The 20,946-nt window shown below is 40.0% G+C and carries 16 protein-coding genes; 7 read left to right on the top strand and 9 right to left on the bottom strand.

The genetic code is table 11. The features are described from left to right. The 3 genes from JWP71_RS08650 to recQ form a co-directional block, all read right to left on the bottom strand. The coding region (locus JWP71_RS08650; RefSeq protein ID WP_299498668.1) for a Mur ligase family protein at nt 1-809 on the bottom strand (809 nt) is incomplete at its 3' end. Further along, a complete protein-coding gene (locus JWP71_RS08655; protein WP_299498670.1) occupies nt 809-1,282 on the bottom strand; it encodes a DinB family protein in 474 nt (157 codons plus the stop codon). The genes JWP71_RS08655 and JWP71_RS08650, both read right to left, overlap by 1 nt. Before the next feature lie 75 nt (nt 1,283-1,357). Next, nucleotides 1,358-3,514, bottom strand: a complete 2,157-nt coding sequence (gene recQ / locus JWP71_RS08660) for a DNA helicase RecQ (RefSeq protein ID WP_299498672.1) — start codon at nt 3,512-3,514, stop codon at nt 1,358-1,360. 141 nt (nt 3,515-3,655) lie between these two features. Between recQ and JWP71_RS08665 the strand changes: the two genes are divergently transcribed. From JWP71_RS08665 to JWP71_RS08675, 3 genes are read left to right on the top strand one after another with little or no spacing between them, the layout of a single operon-like run. After that, nucleotides 3,656-3,862 carry a hypothetical protein gene (locus tag JWP71_RS08665; RefSeq protein ID WP_299498674.1) on the top strand — a complete coding sequence of 69 codons (207 nt, stop codon included), beginning with the start codon at nt 3,656-3,658 and terminating at the stop codon, nt 3,860-3,862. After that, nucleotides 3,852-4,178, top strand: coding sequence for a type II toxin-antitoxin system RelE/ParE family toxin (locus JWP71_RS08670; RefSeq protein WP_299498676.1), 327 nt, complete (start codon nt 3,852-3,854; stop codon nt 4,176-4,178). Before JWP71_RS08665 ends, JWP71_RS08670 begins: the two co-directional genes overlap by 11 nt. Nucleotides 4,179-4,182: 4 nt before the next feature. Beyond that, nucleotides 4,183-6,681: a M14 metallopeptidase family protein gene (locus JWP71_RS08675; protein WP_299498678.1), complete on the top strand. Its 2,499-nt coding sequence runs from the start codon at nt 4,183-4,185 to the stop codon at nt 6,679-6,681. A 269-nt stretch (nt 6,682-6,950) separates the two neighbouring features. Here JWP71_RS08675 and JWP71_RS08680 read toward each other — a convergent pair whose 3' ends face one another. From JWP71_RS08680 to JWP71_RS08695, 4 genes are all read right to left on the bottom strand, one after another. Then, nucleotides 6,951-9,392 carry an outer membrane beta-barrel family protein gene (locus JWP71_RS08680; RefSeq protein ID WP_299498680.1) on the bottom strand — a complete coding sequence of 814 codons (2,442 nt, stop codon included), beginning with the start codon at nt 9,390-9,392 and terminating at the stop codon, nt 6,951-6,953. A 173-nt stretch (nt 9,393-9,565) separates the two neighbouring features. Then, nucleotides 9,566-9,796: a hypothetical protein gene (locus JWP71_RS08685; RefSeq protein WP_299498682.1), complete on the bottom strand. Its 231-nt coding sequence runs from the start codon at nt 9,794-9,796 to the stop codon at nt 9,566-9,568. Then, a complete protein-coding gene (locus JWP71_RS08690) occupies nt 9,796-11,454 on the bottom strand; it encodes a PspC domain-containing protein (protein ID WP_299498684.1) in 1,659 nt (552 codons plus the stop codon). The genes JWP71_RS08685 and JWP71_RS08690 overlap by 1 nt, the downstream gene beginning before the upstream one ends. Before the next feature lie 24 nt (nt 11,455-11,478). Continuing rightward, on the bottom strand, nt 11,479-11,811 hold the full coding sequence (locus JWP71_RS08695) for a PadR family transcriptional regulator (RefSeq protein WP_299498687.1): 333 nt from the start codon (nt 11,809-11,811) through the stop codon (nt 11,479-11,481). Nucleotides 11,812-11,997: 186 nt separating this feature from the next. Between JWP71_RS08695 and JWP71_RS08700 the strand changes: the two genes are divergently transcribed. From JWP71_RS08700 to JWP71_RS08715, 4 genes are all read left to right on the top strand, one after another. Continuing rightward, nucleotides 11,998-15,309, top strand: coding sequence for a SusC/RagA family TonB-linked outer membrane protein (locus tag JWP71_RS08700; RefSeq protein ID WP_299498690.1), 3,312 nt, complete (start codon nt 11,998-12,000; stop codon nt 15,307-15,309). Between the two features lie 10 nt (nt 15,310-15,319). Beyond that, a complete protein-coding gene (locus JWP71_RS08705) occupies nt 15,320-16,909 on the top strand; it encodes a SusD/RagB family nutrient-binding outer membrane lipoprotein (RefSeq protein WP_299498692.1) in 1,590 nt (529 codons plus the stop codon). Nucleotides 16,910-16,929: 20 nt separating this feature from the next. Further along, a complete protein-coding gene (locus JWP71_RS08710) occupies nt 16,930-17,838 on the top strand; it encodes a DUF1735 domain-containing protein (RefSeq protein WP_299498694.1) in 909 nt (302 codons plus the stop codon). A 182-nt stretch (nt 17,839-18,020) separates the two neighbouring features. Beyond that, nucleotides 18,021-18,971 (top strand): hypothetical protein, encoded by a 951-nt coding sequence (locus JWP71_RS08715; protein ID WP_299498696.1) that lies wholly within the window; start codon nt 18,021-18,023, stop codon nt 18,969-18,971. A 58-nt stretch (nt 18,972-19,029) separates the two neighbouring features. On the opposite strand, the gene JWP71_RS08720 is transcribed toward JWP71_RS08715, so the two are convergent. Next, a complete protein-coding gene (locus JWP71_RS08720) occupies nt 19,030-19,953 on the bottom strand; it encodes an FKBP-type peptidyl-prolyl cis-trans isomerase (RefSeq protein WP_299498698.1) in 924 nt (307 codons plus the stop codon). A 54-nt stretch (nt 19,954-20,007) separates the two neighbouring features. Continuing rightward, nucleotides 20,008-20,928 (bottom strand): LD-carboxypeptidase, encoded by a 921-nt coding sequence (locus JWP71_RS08725; RefSeq protein WP_299498699.1) that lies wholly within the window; start codon nt 20,926-20,928, stop codon nt 20,008-20,010. Nucleotides 20,929-20,946 lie beyond the last annotated feature (18 nt).

Consider the following 20,946-nt stretch of genomic DNA (forward strand, 5'->3'; position numbering starts at 1 on the left):
GTTTTAACCACATAGCTTTCGCCCGAGCTATTGTTTGTCCACTTCACAGACAGCAGCGGCGCATTTTCTGTAATCTCGCCGCTAACCAAATCATCAATAGCATCACCATAAAAAACCGGCGGCACAGCAAACTTGCGGGCAGCCTGCATATCCATTAAAGCAGCACTGTTACTATTAACAAAAGTAATGCCTTTTTGGGGCTGTGGGGCTAAAAAATCGTACAACTCACCCTTAGCTATTTTTACCCCTTCAATACTGCCAAATCCTTCTAAATGCGCTTTGCCCACATTGGTTATCAGGCCATGCGTTGGTTGTGCAATGCTGCAAAGCACCTCAATTTCTTTTATATGATTGGCGCCCATTTCAATCACCACCATTTGGTGCGATGCGTTTATATTTAAAACAGTTAACGGAACGCCGATATGATTATTCAAATTACCCTGTGTAGCCAGTGTTGTAAAGTGCTGCGATAAAACAGCATTTATTAACTCCTTGGTAGTGGTTTTGCCATTAGTGCCGGTAAGTCCAATAACCGGTATAGTTAATTGTTTACGGTGGTGCCGGGCAAGGTCTTGCAGGGCGGCTAAAACATCAGCAACTAAAAGGCACCGATCATTAAACTTATATTCTGGATTATCAATTATGGCATAAGCGGCGCCTGCCTCAATGGCTTGTTGGGCAAAGGTATTCGCGTCAAACTTGTCGCCCTTTAGGGCAAAAAACAAACTGTCTGTAGCAATTTTGCGGGTATCGGTACTGATAGCCGGATGTTGCAAATAGAGTTGATATAGTTGTTCGGTAGTAGTCATTAATCCCAAATTTGCGGCCTGTCTATACCAAGCGTTCTTAAATAAGAGAGCATTTGCCCCATGTGCACGCTTTCATGATAAGCAATACGTAACAAATAATCGCCAAGTTTTCTTTTTTGCCCTAATGAGGCACGAACAATTTCTATTTCCTCCAGGTCTTTATCTGATAATGATCTAACCATGTCCAAAAACTTTTCGCGGTAAAGTTTTGCAAAAGCTAATTCATCAATAACATTGGTATAAGGCCGGCCTTCCCAGGGAGAAACATAGTTATCGCCTTTATTACCCCGCCCTAAAATTATGTTATGATACGCATACTCTCCTTCTAAAACATGCCTTACCATTTCAATAACCGGCATAGCTTTTTGATCTGGTTGCCACTTGTAGAAGCTCTCGGGGATGGCGCTCCATACGATGGTGCTGCGCCTTCTCACTTCTTCAAGATTTAATAGTATAAGTTGGGTTGATGTCATTATAGTATTTAAATATAACAGGTGTCTCCTTCGGTCTCAGGGTGTCTCACCAGACTCTTAGACAGAACGGTAAAGTTATTGATTTCTATTCATCCAGCCCAATACCGCTTTAATCTCACCATAGGTAAAATCAGCGCCTAACACTTCCTTTAGGGGCGCTAACCTGTCGGCACCGTAATTTTCAACCGCATCTTTTATAGCGGGGATCTTCCCTTCAGGAACCATGTCCAAAATATCCATTTCGCCCGATTGTACAAAATAGCTTAAATGACTTTCTATTGTTGATGCCGAAAGACCGCGCTCGGCGGCTATTTCGGCAATTGTTTTGTCTTTGCGATATAACTCTAAACTTACCATTCGGGTGTCACTGCTGCGGGGTGTGCTAACTCTTTCTGTTTTAACCTTACGCTCACGCTTTTTACTTTTTTTGCTGATCTGTGAATTAAGGCCGCGCTCATCGGCATAAATTTTAACCGGCGCTAAAAACTCGCGCCCATATCGTGCCAGTTTAATATCGCCAAAACCAGATATAAACCGCAGCTCATCCAAGCTCTGCGGCAAATAGGTGGCTATCTCCATCAAAGCAGCGTCTGATACAATAATGTAGGCAGGGACATTTTCCTGTAACGCGATATCGCGACGGGTATTTTTTAAGATACTTAACAGGTCATTTTCAAACGGCAGGGTTTCGGTTGGCCGTTCTTCCATTGTTTGCGTGGCGATGAGATCCACCTTTTGCCATCCTTTTAAAACTGCCTCACTTTTTGAGGTTAGTTTTAAAACCGGGTATTCGGTATCGGTAAATTGCAGATAGTCTAAGGCTACCAGCTCGCGCAGGTAGCGCTGCCAATCGGCTTTGCTTAGATCCTTGCCTACGCCGTAGGTTTTTAGTTCTTTATGTTCTTCACGTATCTTTTCATTTTTAGATCCGCGTAAAAAATCAATCACGTAGGTGCTGCCAAAGCGCTCCTTCAACCTGTATACTGCCGATAGTGCTTTTTGCGCTATCAGTGTTCCGTCAAACTTAGTGATCTCGCTTAAACATACATCGCATGAGTTGCAATGATTAGGCGCCTGCTCATCAAAATAGTTTAATAAATATTGGCGGCGGCAAGTAGGGAGCTGGCAATATTTAGCCATATCATTCAGCTTGCTCAGCATAATCTGCGTTTGCACAGGGTCGCCGTCAATACTCACAAAGCTTTTAAGCTTAATAGCATCACCCGGCGAATAAAACAGCAACGCTGCCGATTCCAGCCCATCACGCCCGGCGCGGCCGGTTTCCTGGTAATAACCCTCAATGTTTTTGGGCATATCCATGTGTACCACGTAGCGTACGTTAGATTTATTGATACCCATACCAAAAGCGATAGTGGCAACAATAATCTTTACATCATCGCGCAAAAATGCTTCCTGGTTCCTGGCTTTTACGGCGTTATCCAAACCGGCATGGTAGGGCTCGGCTAAATATCCCTGCGCCTTCAGATCTATTGCAAGGGCCTCTACTGATTTACGCGACAAACAATAAATTATACCCGATTCGTCTTTGCGATCCTCTAAAAAATCAAGCAGCTGGTCAAAGCTGTTTCTTTTGGGGTTAACCCGGTAAGTAATATTGGCCCGGTTAAAAGATGAAATAAATATAGCCGGGCTTTTAAGATTAAGTTTCTCAAGGATATCCTTCTGTGTCAGCTTATCGGCAGTAGCCGTAAGCGCTATGACAGGGATGTTGGGGAAATGGTCCTTCAGTCCGGCAAGCATCAAATATTCCGGACGGAAATCATGGCCCCAATGCGATATACAATGCGCTTCGTCGATAGCTATTTGCGCTACGGGCACCGGCAAAGATTTTAAAAACTGCACCAGCTTGTTTTCCGACCCAAACAAGCGCTCGGGGGCCAAATACAAAAGCTTAATATGGTTACTGTTTAGTTTAGTAATAATGCGGCTCTGCTCATCCGCCGATTGTGTAGAATTTAAAAAAGCTGCGGGAATGCCTGCTATATTCAGGCTATCTACCTGGTCCTTCATTAAAGCAATAAGCGGCGATATAACAATGGTTAACCCGTTTAATAACACCGCAGGCAGTTGGTAACATAGCGACTTACCACCGCCGGTAGGCATCAGCGCCAATACATCTTTGCTGTTTAAAACATGCTGTATAATAGCTTCCTGCTCGTGCCTGAATTCGCTGTATCCAAAATATTTTTGCAGGGCCTGGGTAGGTGTCATGTGTTTTTAATGTGCAGATGTGAAGATATGCAAATGTGCAGATTTTGGATGATGCTGAATTAAGCTAATTTAAGAAATTTGTGAATTTTTGGTTTCTTTCTTTTTTAAAGGTAAATTTGATACAAGCAAAAAGAAGTACCCATGAAAGTATTATTAGATATAAAAGATAACAAAGCTGATTTTGTAATGGAATTGCTTCAAAACCTTTCTTTTGTAAAAGCGGAAACGATTAGTGCATCAAAAGCGAAATTTTTAAAAGAATTTAAACAGGCCGTAGACGAGGTCGCGTTAGCTAAACAGGGAAAAATTAAACTTAAAACCGCAGAACAACTGTTGGATGAGTTATAATATTGAAATTACTGCTTTGTTTGAAAAGCAACTTAAGCGCCTTGCTAAAAAATTCCCATCACTTAAAAAAGAATATATTCAGTTAATTGCTTCACTAAAAGAAAATCCCAAATATGGTACGGCCATTGGAAACAATTGCTATAAAATCCGGCTAGCGATAGCTTCAAAAGGAAAGGGCAAGTCTGGAGGTGCAAGAGTTATAACCCATGCGCAAATTACTAAAACAAAAATATATTTACTTTCCATTTATGACAAATCAGAGCAAAGCGACATTGCGGATAGTGATTTGATAGAATGGGTTAAAATCATAGACTAGGCAAATGTCACGAAGAATACTCTTAATATTTATATACGTAAGTTGTGTTCTGTCAGCTTTCGCACAAAACATCAAATCGCCGTCCCAATTTTTAGGCTATGAAATAGGCACACAATTCACCTATCAACAACGAATAGCAGACTACTTTAAATACATAGCCACCGAGTCAAAAAATGTTAAGTTGGTGCAATACGGCTCAACCAACGAGGGCCGGCCATTGGTGGCGATGTTCATTGCCTCTGATGCAAATATTGGCAAGCTGGAAGATATCCGTAAAAATAATTTAGGTCTTGCCGGATTAGGAGATAACGGTACCGCATCAACCAATACCCCGGTAATAGTTTGGTTAAGTTACAATGTTCATGGTAATGAGCCCAGTTCGAGCGAGGCAGCTATGCAAACATTATTTGATATGGTTGATCCGGCTAATAACAGAACAAAAGCCTGGTTAAAAAATACGGTTGTGGTTATTGACCCATGTTTAAACCCCGATGGCCATGAGCGATATGTAAATTTCTATAATTCAGTAAAGGGAAGCGCGCCTGATGCTAATCCGGCAGCGCGCGAGCATGCTGAGCCATGGCCGGGCGGTCGGGTGAATCATTACTATTTTGACCTGAACCGTGATTGGGCCTGGCAAACACAAAAAGAAACACAGGCACGGGTTGGCTTATTTAATTCATGGCTGCCGCAGGTGCATGTTGATTTTCATGAGCAGGGCTATAACTCGCCTTATTACTTTGCACCGGCTGCCGAGCCTTTCCATAGAGATATTACCGCCTGGCAAAAAGAGTTTCAGACAATTATAGGGAAAAACAACGCGAAGTACTTTGACCAAAACGGCTGGTTGTATTTTACCAAGGAAGAGTTTGACCTGCTTTACCCATCATACGGCGATACGTACCCTATTTATAACGGCTCTATAGGTATGACCTATGAGCAGGGAGGCATTGGGGCAGGCCTTGCAGTAACTACCCGTATGGGCGATGTTTTAACCTTAAAGGACCGCATCGCTCATCATCACTCAAACAGCCTAAGCACTATCGAAACCGCATCGGCCAATGCCACAAAAGCACTGGAAGAATTTAAAAAATATTTTGATAATAGCCGTACCAACCCAAACGGCGATTATAAAACCTATGTTATTAAAAACGATAATCAAGATAAGATAAACGCTTTGGCAGAGGTACTTCGTAGAAACGGCATCCAATATAATTATGGCGTAAAAACCAATGCATCAGGCTTTAATTATATTAATAGCAAAACAGAACAGTTTGATATTAATGCTCATGATATGGTTATTAGCGCTTATCAGCCAAAATCAGTATTGCTGCATGTGCTGCTGGAACCCAAAACTTTTGTGGCCGACTCTAATACCTATGATATTACCGCGTGGTCATTACCTTATGCTTATGGCTTACAGGCATACGGGCTTAAGGAGCCTATTAAGGTTGCCCCGCAACAAATGAATAGCGGGTCGCCGTCACCGCCTCTAACGGTATCAGTAAATAAACAACATGCTTATGCCTACGTTGCTGCCTGGCAGTCTGTTAATGATGTTAAGTTTTTGGTAGAACTATTTAAAAAGAACATTAAGGTACGCTATGCAGAAATACCGTTCGAGGCCGGGGGTAAGAAATTTGGTGCCGGATCGCTAATTTTAGCAAGGGCAGGCAATAACAATGTGGATTTTGATGATAACGTACATTATGCAGCAATGGCTGCCGGGCGCGAGCTAACTCCGCTAACAACCGGTTTTGTTGATAAAGGGGTAGACCTGGGCTCAAGTTTTATCAGGTATATCCATCCGCCAAAAGTAATGTTGGTATCGGGCGAAGGTGCATCGTCAGAAAGCATGGGCGAGATATGGTACTTTTTTGAACAGCAGATAGGGTATCCTGTATCACTGGTTAATTATAAAAACTTAGACCGTGCAAGGCTGGGTGATTTTGACGCGATAATTTTTCCTGATGGTAACTATGATGATTTCCCGTCGGACAAATTACAGAGCTGGGTTAAAGATGGCGGTAAACTAATTGTGCTGCAGGACGCGGTTTCGCAACTGGCAGGCAAAAAAGGATTTGATATCAAAAGGAAAGATACCGATACCGGCAAAACCAAACCATCTATAAGAATATATGGCGATCGTGACCGCGAATCGATCAAAACAAGCGTGCCGGGTGCTATTTATAAACTTAATTTAGATAATACCCACCCGCTTGGGTTTGGTTTCCCTAAATATTATTACACGCTTAAATTAAGTGATGATGTTTATACCCTTTTAGACGATGGCGACTGGAACGTAGGCACCATCAAGAAAAACGCATACGTTTCTGGTTTCGTTGGCGAAAAAAGCAAAGAGAAAATAAAAGACGGATTATTGTTAGGCGTACAATCTATGGGCCGTGGCTCTGTAGTGTATTTGGTTGACGACCCATTATTCCGCAGCTTCTGGGAAAACGGAAAGCTGTTGTTTAGCAACGCGGTATTTATGGTCCCCTAACCCTCTAAATGTAATAGTGTTTCATGTTTGTGCCTCATCACAAAAAAAAGGTGTTTCACCCCAATTTTGAAAAAACAGACAAAATAGCATAATGTGTTTATTATAAGATATTTATCATGGTTTACCTAAAGCTTTTGTACTGTTTCAAAGTGTTTCACTTATTTTGTCAAGTTGCTAAATATCAATAGATTAACCTAAAAGAGTGTTTCATGTGTTTCACAAATTTGTGAAACACTACATCGCCTTTTTTTAATGTTTAGGGGGTTAGGTTAATTACCACCACCTACTCTTCCTTTTTCATCTTCGGCACCGCCGCGGTGTTCGCGATTCTTAATTTTTGAGTTACCAAAGTTGTAAGTAATATTAAGTTTTAATAAGCGGGAATCGCTTTTTTGCTTTACAGTAAAATCATTACTCAATTCATTACTGCTTATGTCATTACGACGGGTATTAAAAATATCATCTAACCCCAGTTTAACATTGAATTTTTTATTGGCAAACGAACGGCTAATAGCAGCATCAATGCCATGCCTTGGGAATATGTTAAATATGCCATAGGTTAATGATGAATGATAATCGCCCGATACTTCCGCTTTAAACTTACCGAACATAAAGTTTTGAGTTGTTCTGAATACAAATGCTTTTTTACCATTATCAACACTACCACCTATCAATCCGTTTGATTTAAAGCCCAGGTAAAATCCGTTAAAATTAAAATTACCGGTCCACCAGTTAGCTATAGTATAAGGCGAGTATACATTAATATTATAGCTGTTTTGTACTTGCAGGTTGGCATGCGTCTCAAAAGATTTATTGCCTTGTGTTAAAATAAGCTCGGTAATAGCGTCAGTAGTTTTACTGTAGCCCATGCTTACATTAATGGTTTTATTATAGGTATAAGTAAACTCGAAATTATTGGTGTATTGCGGCTTTAAAAAAGAGTTTCCCTGCGAGTAGGTATACGGATCAAGGTAATAGATAAACGGGTTTAAATTATCATAGCTGGGACGGTCAATACGGCGGCTGTATGAAAAGCCTATTTCGTTTTTTTTGTTTAATTTTTGGTTGATAAACATACTTGGGAACAAATTCAAATAACTACGGTCTACAGGCGTGCTGCCTAAAAGGTCTCCGTTTGATTGCGTATACTCTGCCCTTAACCCTAACTGTACCGATCCGTTTTTATATTCTTTGTTCAGGTTTACATAGCCCGCATCAATTTTCTCCTTATAAATAAAGCGATTGGTGCGGCTGGTATCATTTACATAGAGCCCGCCCGATGATTTTTGTGCCTGTAGATCGTTGTCTGTTTTAACACTGCTAAACTTCACTCCAGCTTCAAGCTTCATTGTTTTATTTAATGGCTTAGTATAATCTGCCTTGCCGCTATATATCTCAATATTTGATGGTGTTTGGTTACGTAATAATTGTGGCGCGTGCTGTATGCTGCCATTGGGTAAAAAATAATCGGTATTATAATCAGCTTTTGAGTTATTGTTAAATTTTGAATAATCAAGATCAATGCCTAATTCCTGGCCCAGGGTATCGATCTTCAAACGGTCATTAAGGTTTAACGTAAAGTTTTTATAAGATTGATTAATGGATGAATTAGTACTTAAGGATGAATCGGGCACACCCAGAGTTGAACCGATAATGGTATGATTATAATTACCGTCATGCTCGGTATTTGAGTAACCGCTCACAACAACTCCAATGGTATTTTTGCTGCTCACATCATAATCTGCGCCCAAATTATAATTGTTGTAGTGGTTGATTTGCGGCATTTGCGATAGCTGGCTAAAATAGGTATGCTTGCCTGTTCCATCGGTAATTATACGTTCAATGTTCATTTCGCGGTAACGCGGGTTATCGCCATGGCTAAAAGTGCCAAACAGGTTAAGATTACCTTCTTTATGATTTAAATTAAGGCTCATGTTATCTCTTGAACGCTTATTGCGCCCCACGCCTATATTAACACTGCCATTAGTGCCGCTTTGCTTGTTCTTTTTTAGTTTGATATTAATAATGCCCGAATTGCCGGACGCATCATATTTAGCTGATGGATTGGTAATGATCTCGATAGATTGTATGGTAGTGCCATCAGTCGAACGTAATAGAGTAGCTAATTGTGCAGGGGACAAATAGGTAAGTTTGTCATTTATCATTACCGTTACACCTTGTTTGCCATTTAGGCTAATGTTATCATCCTTATCAACATCAACACCCGGTGCTTTTTGTAATATTTCTAATGCTGTGTTTCCGGCTGCTAAAACGCTATTTTCAACATTCATTACGGTGCGGTCTATTTTGCGCTCAATCAGGGGCCTTGATGAAGTAATGGTGACCGTATTTAAACTTTTCACATTAGGGTGCATAGTTAAATCAGGAACGGCAAGGCGTGCATTAGTTACGCTGAATACCGCGCTTGCCGCTTTATTATATCCCACAGTTGTTCCTTTAACTATATAATTGCCCGGGCTAATATTATCAAAAGCATATACGCCGTCGACATTGGTAAGTGTGCCCTTAACAACGGTAGAGTCTGTTGCTTTTAACAGGCTAACGGTAGCGTAATCTATAGGTGTGTTTTGCTCGCCAACCAGCTTGCCTGTTATAGTAATAGTTGGTTTTGCTGTTTGCGCAAATGCGGCGCTGAAGCCCCATATTGTTAATAGCAGCGTATAATATATTTTAGTAGTGATTGATTTCATAAGCATAATTTTTAGGCAATAGCATTCCAGTGAAGGGTTTTTCCTTCTTTTTTTGTTTGTTAATAAAGTTTGATAATTTAACCGGTGTGTTTCCTGGCCGGTGTTGTTTATAGTGTATGTTTTAAATGCAGTGGCAAACGTTTTTATATAAGATGCAAAAAGGATGCAATAGGTTACAAATTAATTTCATTTTTTAATGCCGGGAAAAACGTAACCACTATATCATTTAAAACCGAAAAAGGCACAGGGTCCGATGTATTACAAACCAGAAGCGATTTGCCTTTAACTGTAACATGCTTTTCTGCTTTATTGGTAATAGCTATACTATTAATATATAAGGTTAATATAAGCCCGCAAATAAGCAGCAGACTTATATGCCTCATATAGGTAACTAATAGTTTCATTATTTAACTTTTGCAGGTTTTACAACTTTAGCCGAATCTGGTTTAACCGCAGCCGTAACCAGGGTATCAATCTTACATTGCAGGCCAGTAGCTGTCATAACAAAAGCTGCCGACGGAAAATCTTCGGATCTTTTATTGGTTGTATTACACTCTCTTATGTCGACAATGCCATTAATATGGCGGTTAATATCGTTGTCAACTACAACCGTGGCGTTCAATGGTATCTTTAAAGTAAGCTCTACGCTTTGGTCATGCCAACCGGTATTGGCATTGCGCTGTAAATACCGGTCGAACTTGATAATAGAATCTTGTTGTACATATATATACTTTGTATTACGGGCATTAAGCAAGGCATCATCATAACGGCTGCCTTTGGCATGAAAGGTCTCAACCAGCACCGGCTGGCTCACATCGCTTTTTTCTATATTGATAGAAATGTTATTTCGTTCAATTTCATCAAAGTCGTCGCCATCAATAGTAACCACCATATTTTGGAAGTTTGATTTCATGTTCAATCGTACACTATCCTCGTGTGAAAAATATTTTACATCATTTAATTTTAAATAGTAGATGTTTTTTGATGATGGCTTTAAGGTAAGTGTTTGATTAAAGCTGGCTGACGACCGGAACCCGGCTGCTACCTTTGTGCCATAGTAAGCTAACACCCCAATAGCAAACAACCAAAGTACAAATATCACAGACCCTATAGATTTATCGACGGTGCGCGTATTAAATATGGCTCTTAATGTTAGCAGAAAAATGGCTACTAACGGTATAATTGCTACAACAAAACCCGATATCAATATCCGGTTAGCATATTGGTTGGACATGATGCTGAAAGGGAACATGTGCATGTGGCTGTCGCCCCATACTGTTGCCATGCCCAGGCAAACTGTAAGAAATATGGCAAAACCCAAGCATGCCAATAATATAGCTATGCCTAATATCTTAACCAACACACGCCCCGCACCTGTAATAAATTTACCCAGGTGATAAAAGAACTCGCTCACAAAATCTCTAAACTTGTATATAATAGGCCTGGCCTCGGCATGCAGATTACTTAAATGATTACGGACGGCACTCAGCTCTTCTTCGAAATTATTTTTGAAACCCTGAAGGTTTAGTTTCTCCCCTTTCATGGCCATACGATCGGCACGGGTAATGGCGCGGGGTATTACTATCCACAATATAGCATACAATAAAACACCTGTTCCAAAAAAAACGACTGACAAGGCAAAGGCCAGCCTTACCCAAATGGTTTGTATATCAAAATAATTTGCCAGCCCGGCGCAAACACCACCTAGTAAATGATCGTCCGGATCGCGGAACAGCGTGCGCGTGCCGCTATTATTATAAGCATAGTTGCTATGTGTGGTTGATGTTTCTTCTTCGGCATGCTCAAAATCTTCAACGGTACCCATTTGCTCAATAATTAACCTAACATCCTGCTCGACTATAACCTGTTTGTTTTCACGAGCCAGTATATCAGTAAACATTTCGGCAATGCGGTTTTCAATATCTGTTGTAATTTCAAGGCTGTCTGCCGAGTTTAAAAAATGACGTTTTACATCCGTCATATAATTTCTTAATGTTTCGTAGGCATCTTCTTCAATATGAAAGACGGTGCCGTTTATGTTTATAATGATTGTTTTGTTCATGATATGATATTTTAGCGGTTTGGTTTATTTCTTTTTTCCAATAGCGGTTTGTACTGCAAAGGCAAGCTCTTGCCATGTTTTATCCAACTGTTCCAGCGTCTTCCGTCCTTCATCAGATAGGGCGTAATATTTTCTTGGTGGCCCAGACGTTGATTCAACCCAATTATAAGTAAGCAGGCCGTTGTTTTTTAACCGGGTTAATAAGGGATATAAGGTGCCTTCAACCACAAGTAGCTGTGCGTTCTTCAGCTCGGCAATTATATCAGAGGCGTAGGTTTCGTCACGGGCTATGATTGATAGTATGCAATACTCCAATATACCCTTACGCATTTGTGTTTGTGTGTTTTCTGCAATCATCCGACAAAGATATATGTTTTAAAATGTATTATGCAATACATAGTACTAAAAATATTTATAATTAAAGATGAAAAGCACTTTTTAAAAAAAAAAGTTTTAGTTTTTAATTAATTTAATTTGCGTTTCTGATAGTGGAACGTTACTTTTATAACTAATTAACTATTAACTGATCTTATTATTTCAAACATGAAAAAACTTCTACTAGTAAGTTTGTGTTTTCTGGTGTTATGTATAACACAAGCATTTGCACAAAACCGTACTGTTACTGGTACGGTTACAGCCAAAGATGATGGCCTACCCATTCCGGGAGTAACAGTAAAAATTAAAGGAACAAATTTCGGTGCCCCAACGGATGTCAATGGTAAGTTTTCATTAAGCGCCGCTCCAAACTCAGTTTTGGTAGTAAGTTTTATTGGATACATAACCCAGGAAGTCCCTGTAAAGAGCGAAACTATGAACATCGTGCTTGCGACTTCAACCGCACAGGAGCTTGGTGAAGTAGTTGTAACGGGCGCGTTAGGTATCAGGCGTCAGGCCAAGGAGCTTGGCTATGCTGCTACCAGCGTAACCAGTAAACAACTTACCGAAACACACCCAACAAACTTTACCAACGGATTAACTGGCAAGGCCCCGGGCTTGGTAATTAGTACGCTTGATAATGGTATTGATCCGCAAACCCGTTTTACATTGCGGGGTAACCGCCACATTAATGGTAACAACTACGCGTTGGTATTATTAAATGGTGTTCCAATCTCACCAAATGATGTAAACACTATCAACCCTGATGATATTGAATCAGTTGATATATTGAACGGTGCCGGTGCAGCTTCCCTATATGGTTCTGAAGCTTCTAACGGTGCGTTAAGTATAACTACTAAACATGGTTCTTCAACAGGTGCCCCCCAAATTACCTATTCAAACACGCTATTAGCCGAAAGGATTGCTTATATGCCGGCTTTGCAAACAGAGTTTGGCGCTTATGGTGGTGAAGGCGGCACTAACGTAAATCCTAATGATACATATAACGGTTTTATTGATCCTTATACAGGCTTAATTACTAAACAAGCCCCTTTCGAAAACCAATCATATGGTCCGCGTTACGATGGTTCGATGCAGCAATTAGGCTTACCCGTAGGTTCTGATAATGGCCCGGTGCAAAGATTTCCTTATTCAACCCTGGCAAAAGACCCGCGTTTGGCATTCTTCCAAACAGGTCTTTCTGATCAAAACAACCTATCATACGCTATAGGCGATGCTGCAAACAGCTTCAACTTATCAGTGAATAATCTAGCCAGAAAAGGTGTTGTTCCAAATGACAGATTTGACCGTACGGTAGTCCGTATGTCTGCAGGAAGAACTTACGGTATATTCAAGGCTGAGTTCACTGCAAGTTATACACGTTCAAATAGAAGTACTTATGGCTCTGGTTATGACGGATCAACTCTTGACGGGGGCCGTACATTATTTTCATCAATAATCAATACACCATCATGGGTTCCTTTAACTAATTATAAAGATCCTACTGCATTATTTGCCGATCCGAACAGTTACTTTAACTCATACGGTGTTAACCCTTACTGGATCGTTCAAAATTCGCGTTATAATACGCAATCAGATGCTTTCAACGGGAGCTTTACCGGTAAATTAACGCCAACAAATTGGTTTGACCTTACCTATCGTATCGCCGATAACTACGGTGTAGCTACGCAAACTTTTACACGTGCGCAGGTTAATTTTACAGCTTACTATCGTAGTGACCCATTTGCTACCAATAACGAAGCTTATGGTGCTTTTGGTACTGCATTCAACACTCCGGGTAGTATTCCGGGACAACTTCAAAATATTACCCAATATGGTGATGGTACAGTTAGTAGCAGTATAAATACGGTAGCGGGCGTAAATAACGTTGGTGCAGGACCTCAAGGCTATGCACGTCTTACGCAAGATGTTTTTGCAAACTTCCATAAAACTTTCTTTAATGATTTTAAAGCTAACTTATTGTTAGGCAGCTCAATTTGGGAAGAATCATACAGGCAAATATCAAACAGTAGTACACAATTATTGATCGATAAATTTTACAGCATTGGCTCTATCTTAGGGGTGCCAACAACTGCTTCATCAATAGGATATATACGCCAGATAGCCTGGTTAGGTGATATAAACATCAGCTATAAAAACTATGCATTCTTAGAAATTACAGATCGTAATGATAATGATTCAAGGCTTTCTGCCTCTCAGCGATCATTCTGGTATCCATCAGTAAAAGGTTCGGTAGTGCTTTCAGACGCTATACCCGCTTTAAAGGATAACAAATATTTAAGTTATGCTAAAGTACGCGGATCATGGACCAAAGTAGGTGATGTAAACGTAAGCCCTTATAGCATCAACAATACTTATGCGGTAACAAACGGTTTCCCATACGGAAGCAGTGGCGGTTTAAGCTTAAGCACTACTTTAAATAACCCATCATTAAAACCAGAATTTACCAAAGAGTTTGAATTTGGTGCTGATTTAGGTTTCTGGGATAACCGTATCAACGGCAGCATTACTTATTATAAGAGTAATACAACAAACCAAACACTTGCAGTTACAACTGCACCAGAAACCGGATATGCAAATACCCTTGTTAACGTAGGCGAGGTTGAAAACACAGGTTTGGAAACTAAAATAGATGTACAAGTTTTAACCAAACAAGCTAATGGCGGCTTTGGTTTAAACCTTGCTGCTAACTTTACTATACAAAACTCAAACGTAGTATCTTTAACAGGTGGTTTACCTTCTATTTCTTTAGGTGGTTACACCAATGCTACAATATCAGCAGTGGCTGGCCGTCCTTACCCGGTTATATTAGGCACAGACATTGTTCGCGATCCTAGTGGCCATCCTATTGTTAGTGCTACTACAGGCGAGCCTTCATTGAACCCTAATTTAACTGATCTGGGCCGTACAACACCTAAATATTTGTTAGGCATGACTCAAACCTTAAGCTATAAATTTATTAGCCTTGCCATAACCAGTGAGTTTCGTACAGGTAACGTAATTTATAATCAGGGGTTATCTCAAGCTACTGGGTCAGGTATTTCACAATTATCAGCATCAAGCGGTCGCCAACGTTTTGTATTCCCTAACTCAGTGATCCAAACTTCACCGGGTGTATATGTTGCAAATACAAATACTACTACGTCAAGCGGTGATATTAACTTCTTTGATAAAGGAGCGTATTATACAGCAGCAAGTACTTATGTAACAAGCGGCGCTTTCTGGAAATTAAGAGAGGCTGATTTAAATTTTGATCTAACATCGTTTGTTAAACAATTTAAAGTAATTAAAAGAGCCTCAGTATCTATAATAGGCAGAAACTTATTTATGTGGAGACCAAAATCAAATAATTGGACGGATCCAGAGTTTGCAGGCACGTCAGGAAATGCTATTGGTTACGAAAACAACCAGCTTCCGCCAACGCGTTTGTTTGGTGCTAACTTAAATGTAACTTTTTAATAAAAAGATAATGAAAAAGTATATATCGATAATTTTATTAACCATTGCAATTGCTGGGAGCAGTTGTAAAAAGAATTTTCTGAGTCTGGAGGCTAACCCTAATACGCCGTCTGTTGCTTCGCCCGAATTACAATTATCAGGTGCGTTAAAAACAACCGCGGGTATTGTTAATAGTGCTACCGCCAGCTCGCCAGCTACATCATACGGATATTACACAATGTATGCCGGCTGGGCAGGTTATATAGCCTGGGCAACGGGTTATCAGCCCAATACAGCATTTGAGCAGTATATCATTACTTCATCTACTTATGATATCTGGACTCCGCTTTATCTTAACTTGTCAAACTATAATGCGCTTATAGCTTCTAACCCAGGCCCTAATTATGTAGGTATAGCTAAGATCATGACGGTTTTTAATTTTGAAGCATTGGTAGACAATTATGGCAACGTGCCTTATAGTCAAGCTTTAAAAGGCACCACTAATTTAACTCCTGCTTATGATAAAGGCACTGCTATTTATGATGACCTGATGATACAGCTTGATGCAGCTATCAAAATGATACAGAATGCCGGCACCGGCGCTGCTGTACCAGGCGCGGGTGATATTATGTACAAAGGTAATATGACAAATTGGTTAAAATTTGCAAATACCTTGAAACTTAGAATAGCCTTACGTCAATCAAATCTTGCAGCAAAAACAGCAGCTTTAAAAGCGGCAGTTGCGGCTACACAGGCTTTAGGTTATATTGATGCTACAAACCCAGGTGTAGTGAACCCCGGATATTTGAATTCTGACGCAAGCGGTGGGCAGCAAAGCCCTTTATATATCGCTTATGGCTTAACAGCTTCAGGCGGTTCATCAGGTGTTAACGCTACCTACCAGGCTGGTTCTTATGCTGCCGATTTTTACGGATCAAATAATGACCCGAGGCTTATCCAGGTTTATACCGTTTCCACCACGCCTAATGCCGCAGCAGCAACAAGTATACAAAATGCCACTCTTAACGTTTATAACGGGCAAGCGGTTATTGCATCATTCTTTGGTGCAGATTCTCCGCCAACCGGAGTTGTCCCACCGGCTACAGCAAGAGCTAACATAGCCCCAAGTAAGTTTGGCCCTGGTGTGTTAAAATCACCAACCATGAATGCAAACGTATTATCGGCCGCCGAGTCTTTGTTCTTACAGGCAGAAGCTGTTGCTGCCGGTTATATTACAGGTAATGCGGCCACACTTTACAATGCTGGCATAGCGGCATCATTTGCTGATGACCTGGTTCCAAATGCTGCAACGGCTGCGGCTACTTATGCTGCACAACCTAGTGTTGCATATCCTGTTGCCGGTTCATTCGCTGCTCAGCAACAAGCAATCATAACTCAAAAATGGGCTGCATTAAACCTATATGGTTCTTTCGAAGCATTTAATGAGATGCGCAGAACAGGTTACCCTGCTGTACCAACCTCAATTTATCCAAATGCTAATGCGCCAAATCAGGTAACACGTATTCCTTATCCGTTTGTTGAATACTCAACTAATGCGGCTGCAGTTGCTGGTGAAGGTACAATTGGTATATTCACTTCAAAGATATTCTGGGCCAAATAACATTATTAAATTAGAAAAAGATGAAAACAAAATATTTAAAAAGAATTACAATGACCAGCTTTGCAGCGGTAATGTTGTTGTTCAGCTCATGTCTTAAAGACAACCGATATTTTAATGCAGAAACGGTTCCGAACCTGGCAGAATTACCCAAAAGCGGTACAACGTTTTTTGCTAATGATGCAATAACCAAGGCAGGTGTTGATACGATAACATTTGCAGTTGGCGTTACAGCGGCCGAACCGCCAGCCACAGCTACGGCAGTTACTTTAGGTGTTGATAATTCTGTTATTACAACATATAATGCTGCTAACCCGGCAATTGTATACCAGCCAATACCTGCAGCAGCATTAAAGTTTACTTCAGCGGTAACTATACCTGCCGGAAAAAACTCGACGTTAACGTCATTAATTATTGACAGAACGTTGTTGGACCCCGCAGTTAGCTACATGTTACCTGTTAAAATTATTAGTGCATCAGGCTTGCCTTTAAGCGCTAACTTTAACCTGCATTATTACCATATTATTGGTAATGACTTTGCAGGACCATATACTCATGATTTCGTGAGGACGCCTGCTGGCGGTAACTTTACCGGACGTACAGATATCTTCTCCCCTGATTCACCTACTCAATTTGAGGTAGTTGGCGGTTATTTCACAGCTGACGTTAGGTATTTGGTGAAATTTACAAAAACCGGTACTGGTGCGAGTGCGACATACTCTAATTTTGCTATTTCAATTAATGCTGCTGATGTTGCTTATCTGACAGCTAATGGAATTTCTATAACCGCACAACCCCAAATAAATGGCTATACCGCTGGGTCAAGTTATACTTATGCCCAGGCATTGCAATTATTTGCTAACGGATTTACCTACCAGGTATTAGGTGGCTCAGGTGCAAGGACTAATCTTGACTTGTATCACCGTCCGTAATTAAGGATACCGGTTTTAATAATATATTAAAAGCCACTCCATTTGGGGTGGCTTCTTTGTTTATACTGTTTTTAAGAATGATATTAATTGCCTATACTTCAAAGAAATTACAATTTATTATAGTAGCAATAAATTGAATTGCATATTTTAGAGATATTTATCAAACCATTTACTACCTATATATGAAAAAAACAATTTTAACCTGCCTGGTTGGCCTAACCAGTATTGTTACTTTTGCTCAAAAAATTTCTGTAAGCGGTGTTGTTAATGATAAGCAGGGTAAGTCCGTTGCATTTGCATTTATTAAAGATGCAAAACATAACTACGCTACTTTTACAGATACCTATGGTGCATTTAACCTTAAAGTTGATACTGTGGACAGACTTATAGTCTCTGCATCTGCCTTTATAACGATGACGGTAAAAATATCCGACCCGCAAAGTGTAGGTGTTACGTTAGCAAGTGATGGTACTGTTAATGCTAAATTAATAGACCCTGATGCATTTAAAGAAAAAATTAGTACAGAAGGAATGACCCGAAACGTAGCCAGCGGTTATATTGCCAAAGAAAACTCTTTACACGGCACTCGCTATTTTTTTGATACCTGGGTACATGGGTATGTTATAACCCAGGCCGATTCTATCAAAGAAAATAGCAACTATTTGTTTAATTACGGAAAAATGGATGGCAGCTTATTATTTACAGACGATGGTAAAACTATGAAAGAGATTGACGGGCGACTAATAAAAATGTTTGTACTATTTGATAATGGCGGGCAGTCTTACACTTTTGAAAAAATACCCGCAATTGATCCTAACCATTTTGTGCAGGTACTTGCAGTAGGCAGTAACTATAAAATTTATAAGCAACTTAATACAAAATTTATACCTAATAACTATGTAAGTAACGGAATGACGTCAAACGGAAATAATTATGATGAAATTAAAGACGAGCCGGTTTATTATGCAGTAAAAGTACCCGGTGGTGCCCCAATAAAGTTTACGTTAAGAAGTAAATCAATTAAAACAGTTTTTGCTGCTGATGTTGCCAAAGTAAGTAAATACCTATCAGATCATGATACCGATATTGATGACCGGTATTTAAAAGGATTAGGGGATTATTTAAATAATTAATTTTGTAATAATTAGAATAATTAAAGCCACTTGTATATACAGGTGGCTTTTTTGTAATTTACTTTTTAATTGCTTTAGCCGGATGAATAATATCCACTACTTCAATTTGATAAACCAGGGGGCTGTAAGGAGGGATGACGCCATTGCCATTATTGCCATAAGCCAGTTTTGATGGTATTATAAAAGTAGCAATAGCTCCCTTATTTAATAATTGCAACCCCTGTATCCACCCGGCTATAGCTTTTAGTGGTTGTACCGGTATACCTATTGGTAGATACTCGCGTTTGGGGTTAAATATTTTTGCGCTTTGGGCCTTTTCTAAAATATTAGTATCAAATATTTTGCCGTTAAATAATGAGCCTACATACACAACCACTGCAGTATCATTAACGGCTACCAGGGGCCCGGTTCCTTTTTTATCCACCCTATAATATAGGCCCGAATCTGTTTTTGTAGCCTTCATTTTCTTATCAGCAATGTAGTTATTAATCTTAGCGGGCTCGGCGTTTTTAATTACATCTGCCAGCCCCTTCACGTAAGCCATCGCTTTCTCTTGTAATGCCTGCCCGGTCATTGTTCCTTTAGGTATTACTTTCTCAACTTTTATATTATAAATTACAAATTTGCCTTTAAAGCCAGCCGGCCGGGTAGTTTTTTTAAAAATGCTGTCGTCGCTCATTTTAACAGACAGGCTGTCGCCCTCGGCCATTAGCCGCAAAGCAGAGAATACATCGCCATTGAAAATGGGTTTGGGTAAAATCATTAATCTTGGCGTTCCCTTTAAAAAAGTATTATCTATTAAACTATCCAGATCTGTTTTTACAATAACATTCATACTAACAAAGTCGCCCGCTTTTATTTTGGGGCCGCCTTTGTTAGTATATTTAATGTACAATGTTCCGTCTGCAGCCTTTTGATAGCCGCCATTACAGCTTACTAGTGCTATCATAGCAAACGCTAAAAATAATATACTTTTTCTCATTTAATTAAGGTTTAATGGGGGATAAAATTAGGCTTAATTGAGCAAATTTATAACTTAAATATAACTTGCCGCTACATGATGTGCTTTTACAGATAATTGTAAACCCCGGCCAAATATTAAAGAGCAATTATCAGAAATATGGCCCGCCGGGAAATCAAAACATACCGGGTAGTTATAATCTTTTACAACATCCATAACAATATCTTCAACAGTTTGCCCAAAAGGGATATCGTTATCCTTTATGTCGGTAAAACTTCCCACTATTAAGCCTGCAAGATTTTTTAATTTCCCCGCCCTGTCCAGCGTGCGTATCATCCGGTCTGTGGAATATAAATATTCGCCTACATCCTCAATAAACAATATCTTGCCGTCATAGCTAAAATCAGATACAGAACCTAACGATGCAATTAACAAACTTAAGTTACCGCCAATTAAAACACCGGCGCCCTCGCCGCAGCGATTTAAAGGATGAGGGTTAAAAGAATAGGTTATTTCCTCACCCAATAATGCTTTTTTTAAGCTTTCTAAAGATCTGGCAGAAGCATCCGGAATGTTTACCGGCATTTGCCCATGAATGGTTTGTATATTATAGTTGCTGTATAAATGGGTGTGCAGCAGCGTAATATCGCTAAAACCAATTAACCATTTAGGATTTTGAGCAAGGCGGCTAAAATTAACCTTATCTACTATTCGGATAGTGCCATAACCACCACGGGCGGCAATTATTGCTTTAACGCTGTCATCATCAATAAGGCGCTGCATGTCTCGTGCGCGAAAGTTGTCATCCCCGGCAAATTGATGAAAGGATGTATCAACAGTTTCGCCCAAAACAACTTCAAGCCCCCATGATTGTAGCAGGGCAATAGCATCCGTCATTGGGTTGGGTAATTTTTTGGCCGGACAGGTTATCGCAATCTTGTCGCCCTTTTTAAGATATGGGGGTTGTATTCCGGAAATTGGCGTTGCGTTATGCATAGCCAATATTAAAAAAAC

Origin of the sequence: Mucilaginibacter sp. (genome assembly GCF_028287845.1) — a bacterium.
Classification (GTDB): Bacteria; Bacteroidota; Bacteroidia; order Sphingobacteriales; family Sphingobacteriaceae; genus Mucilaginibacter.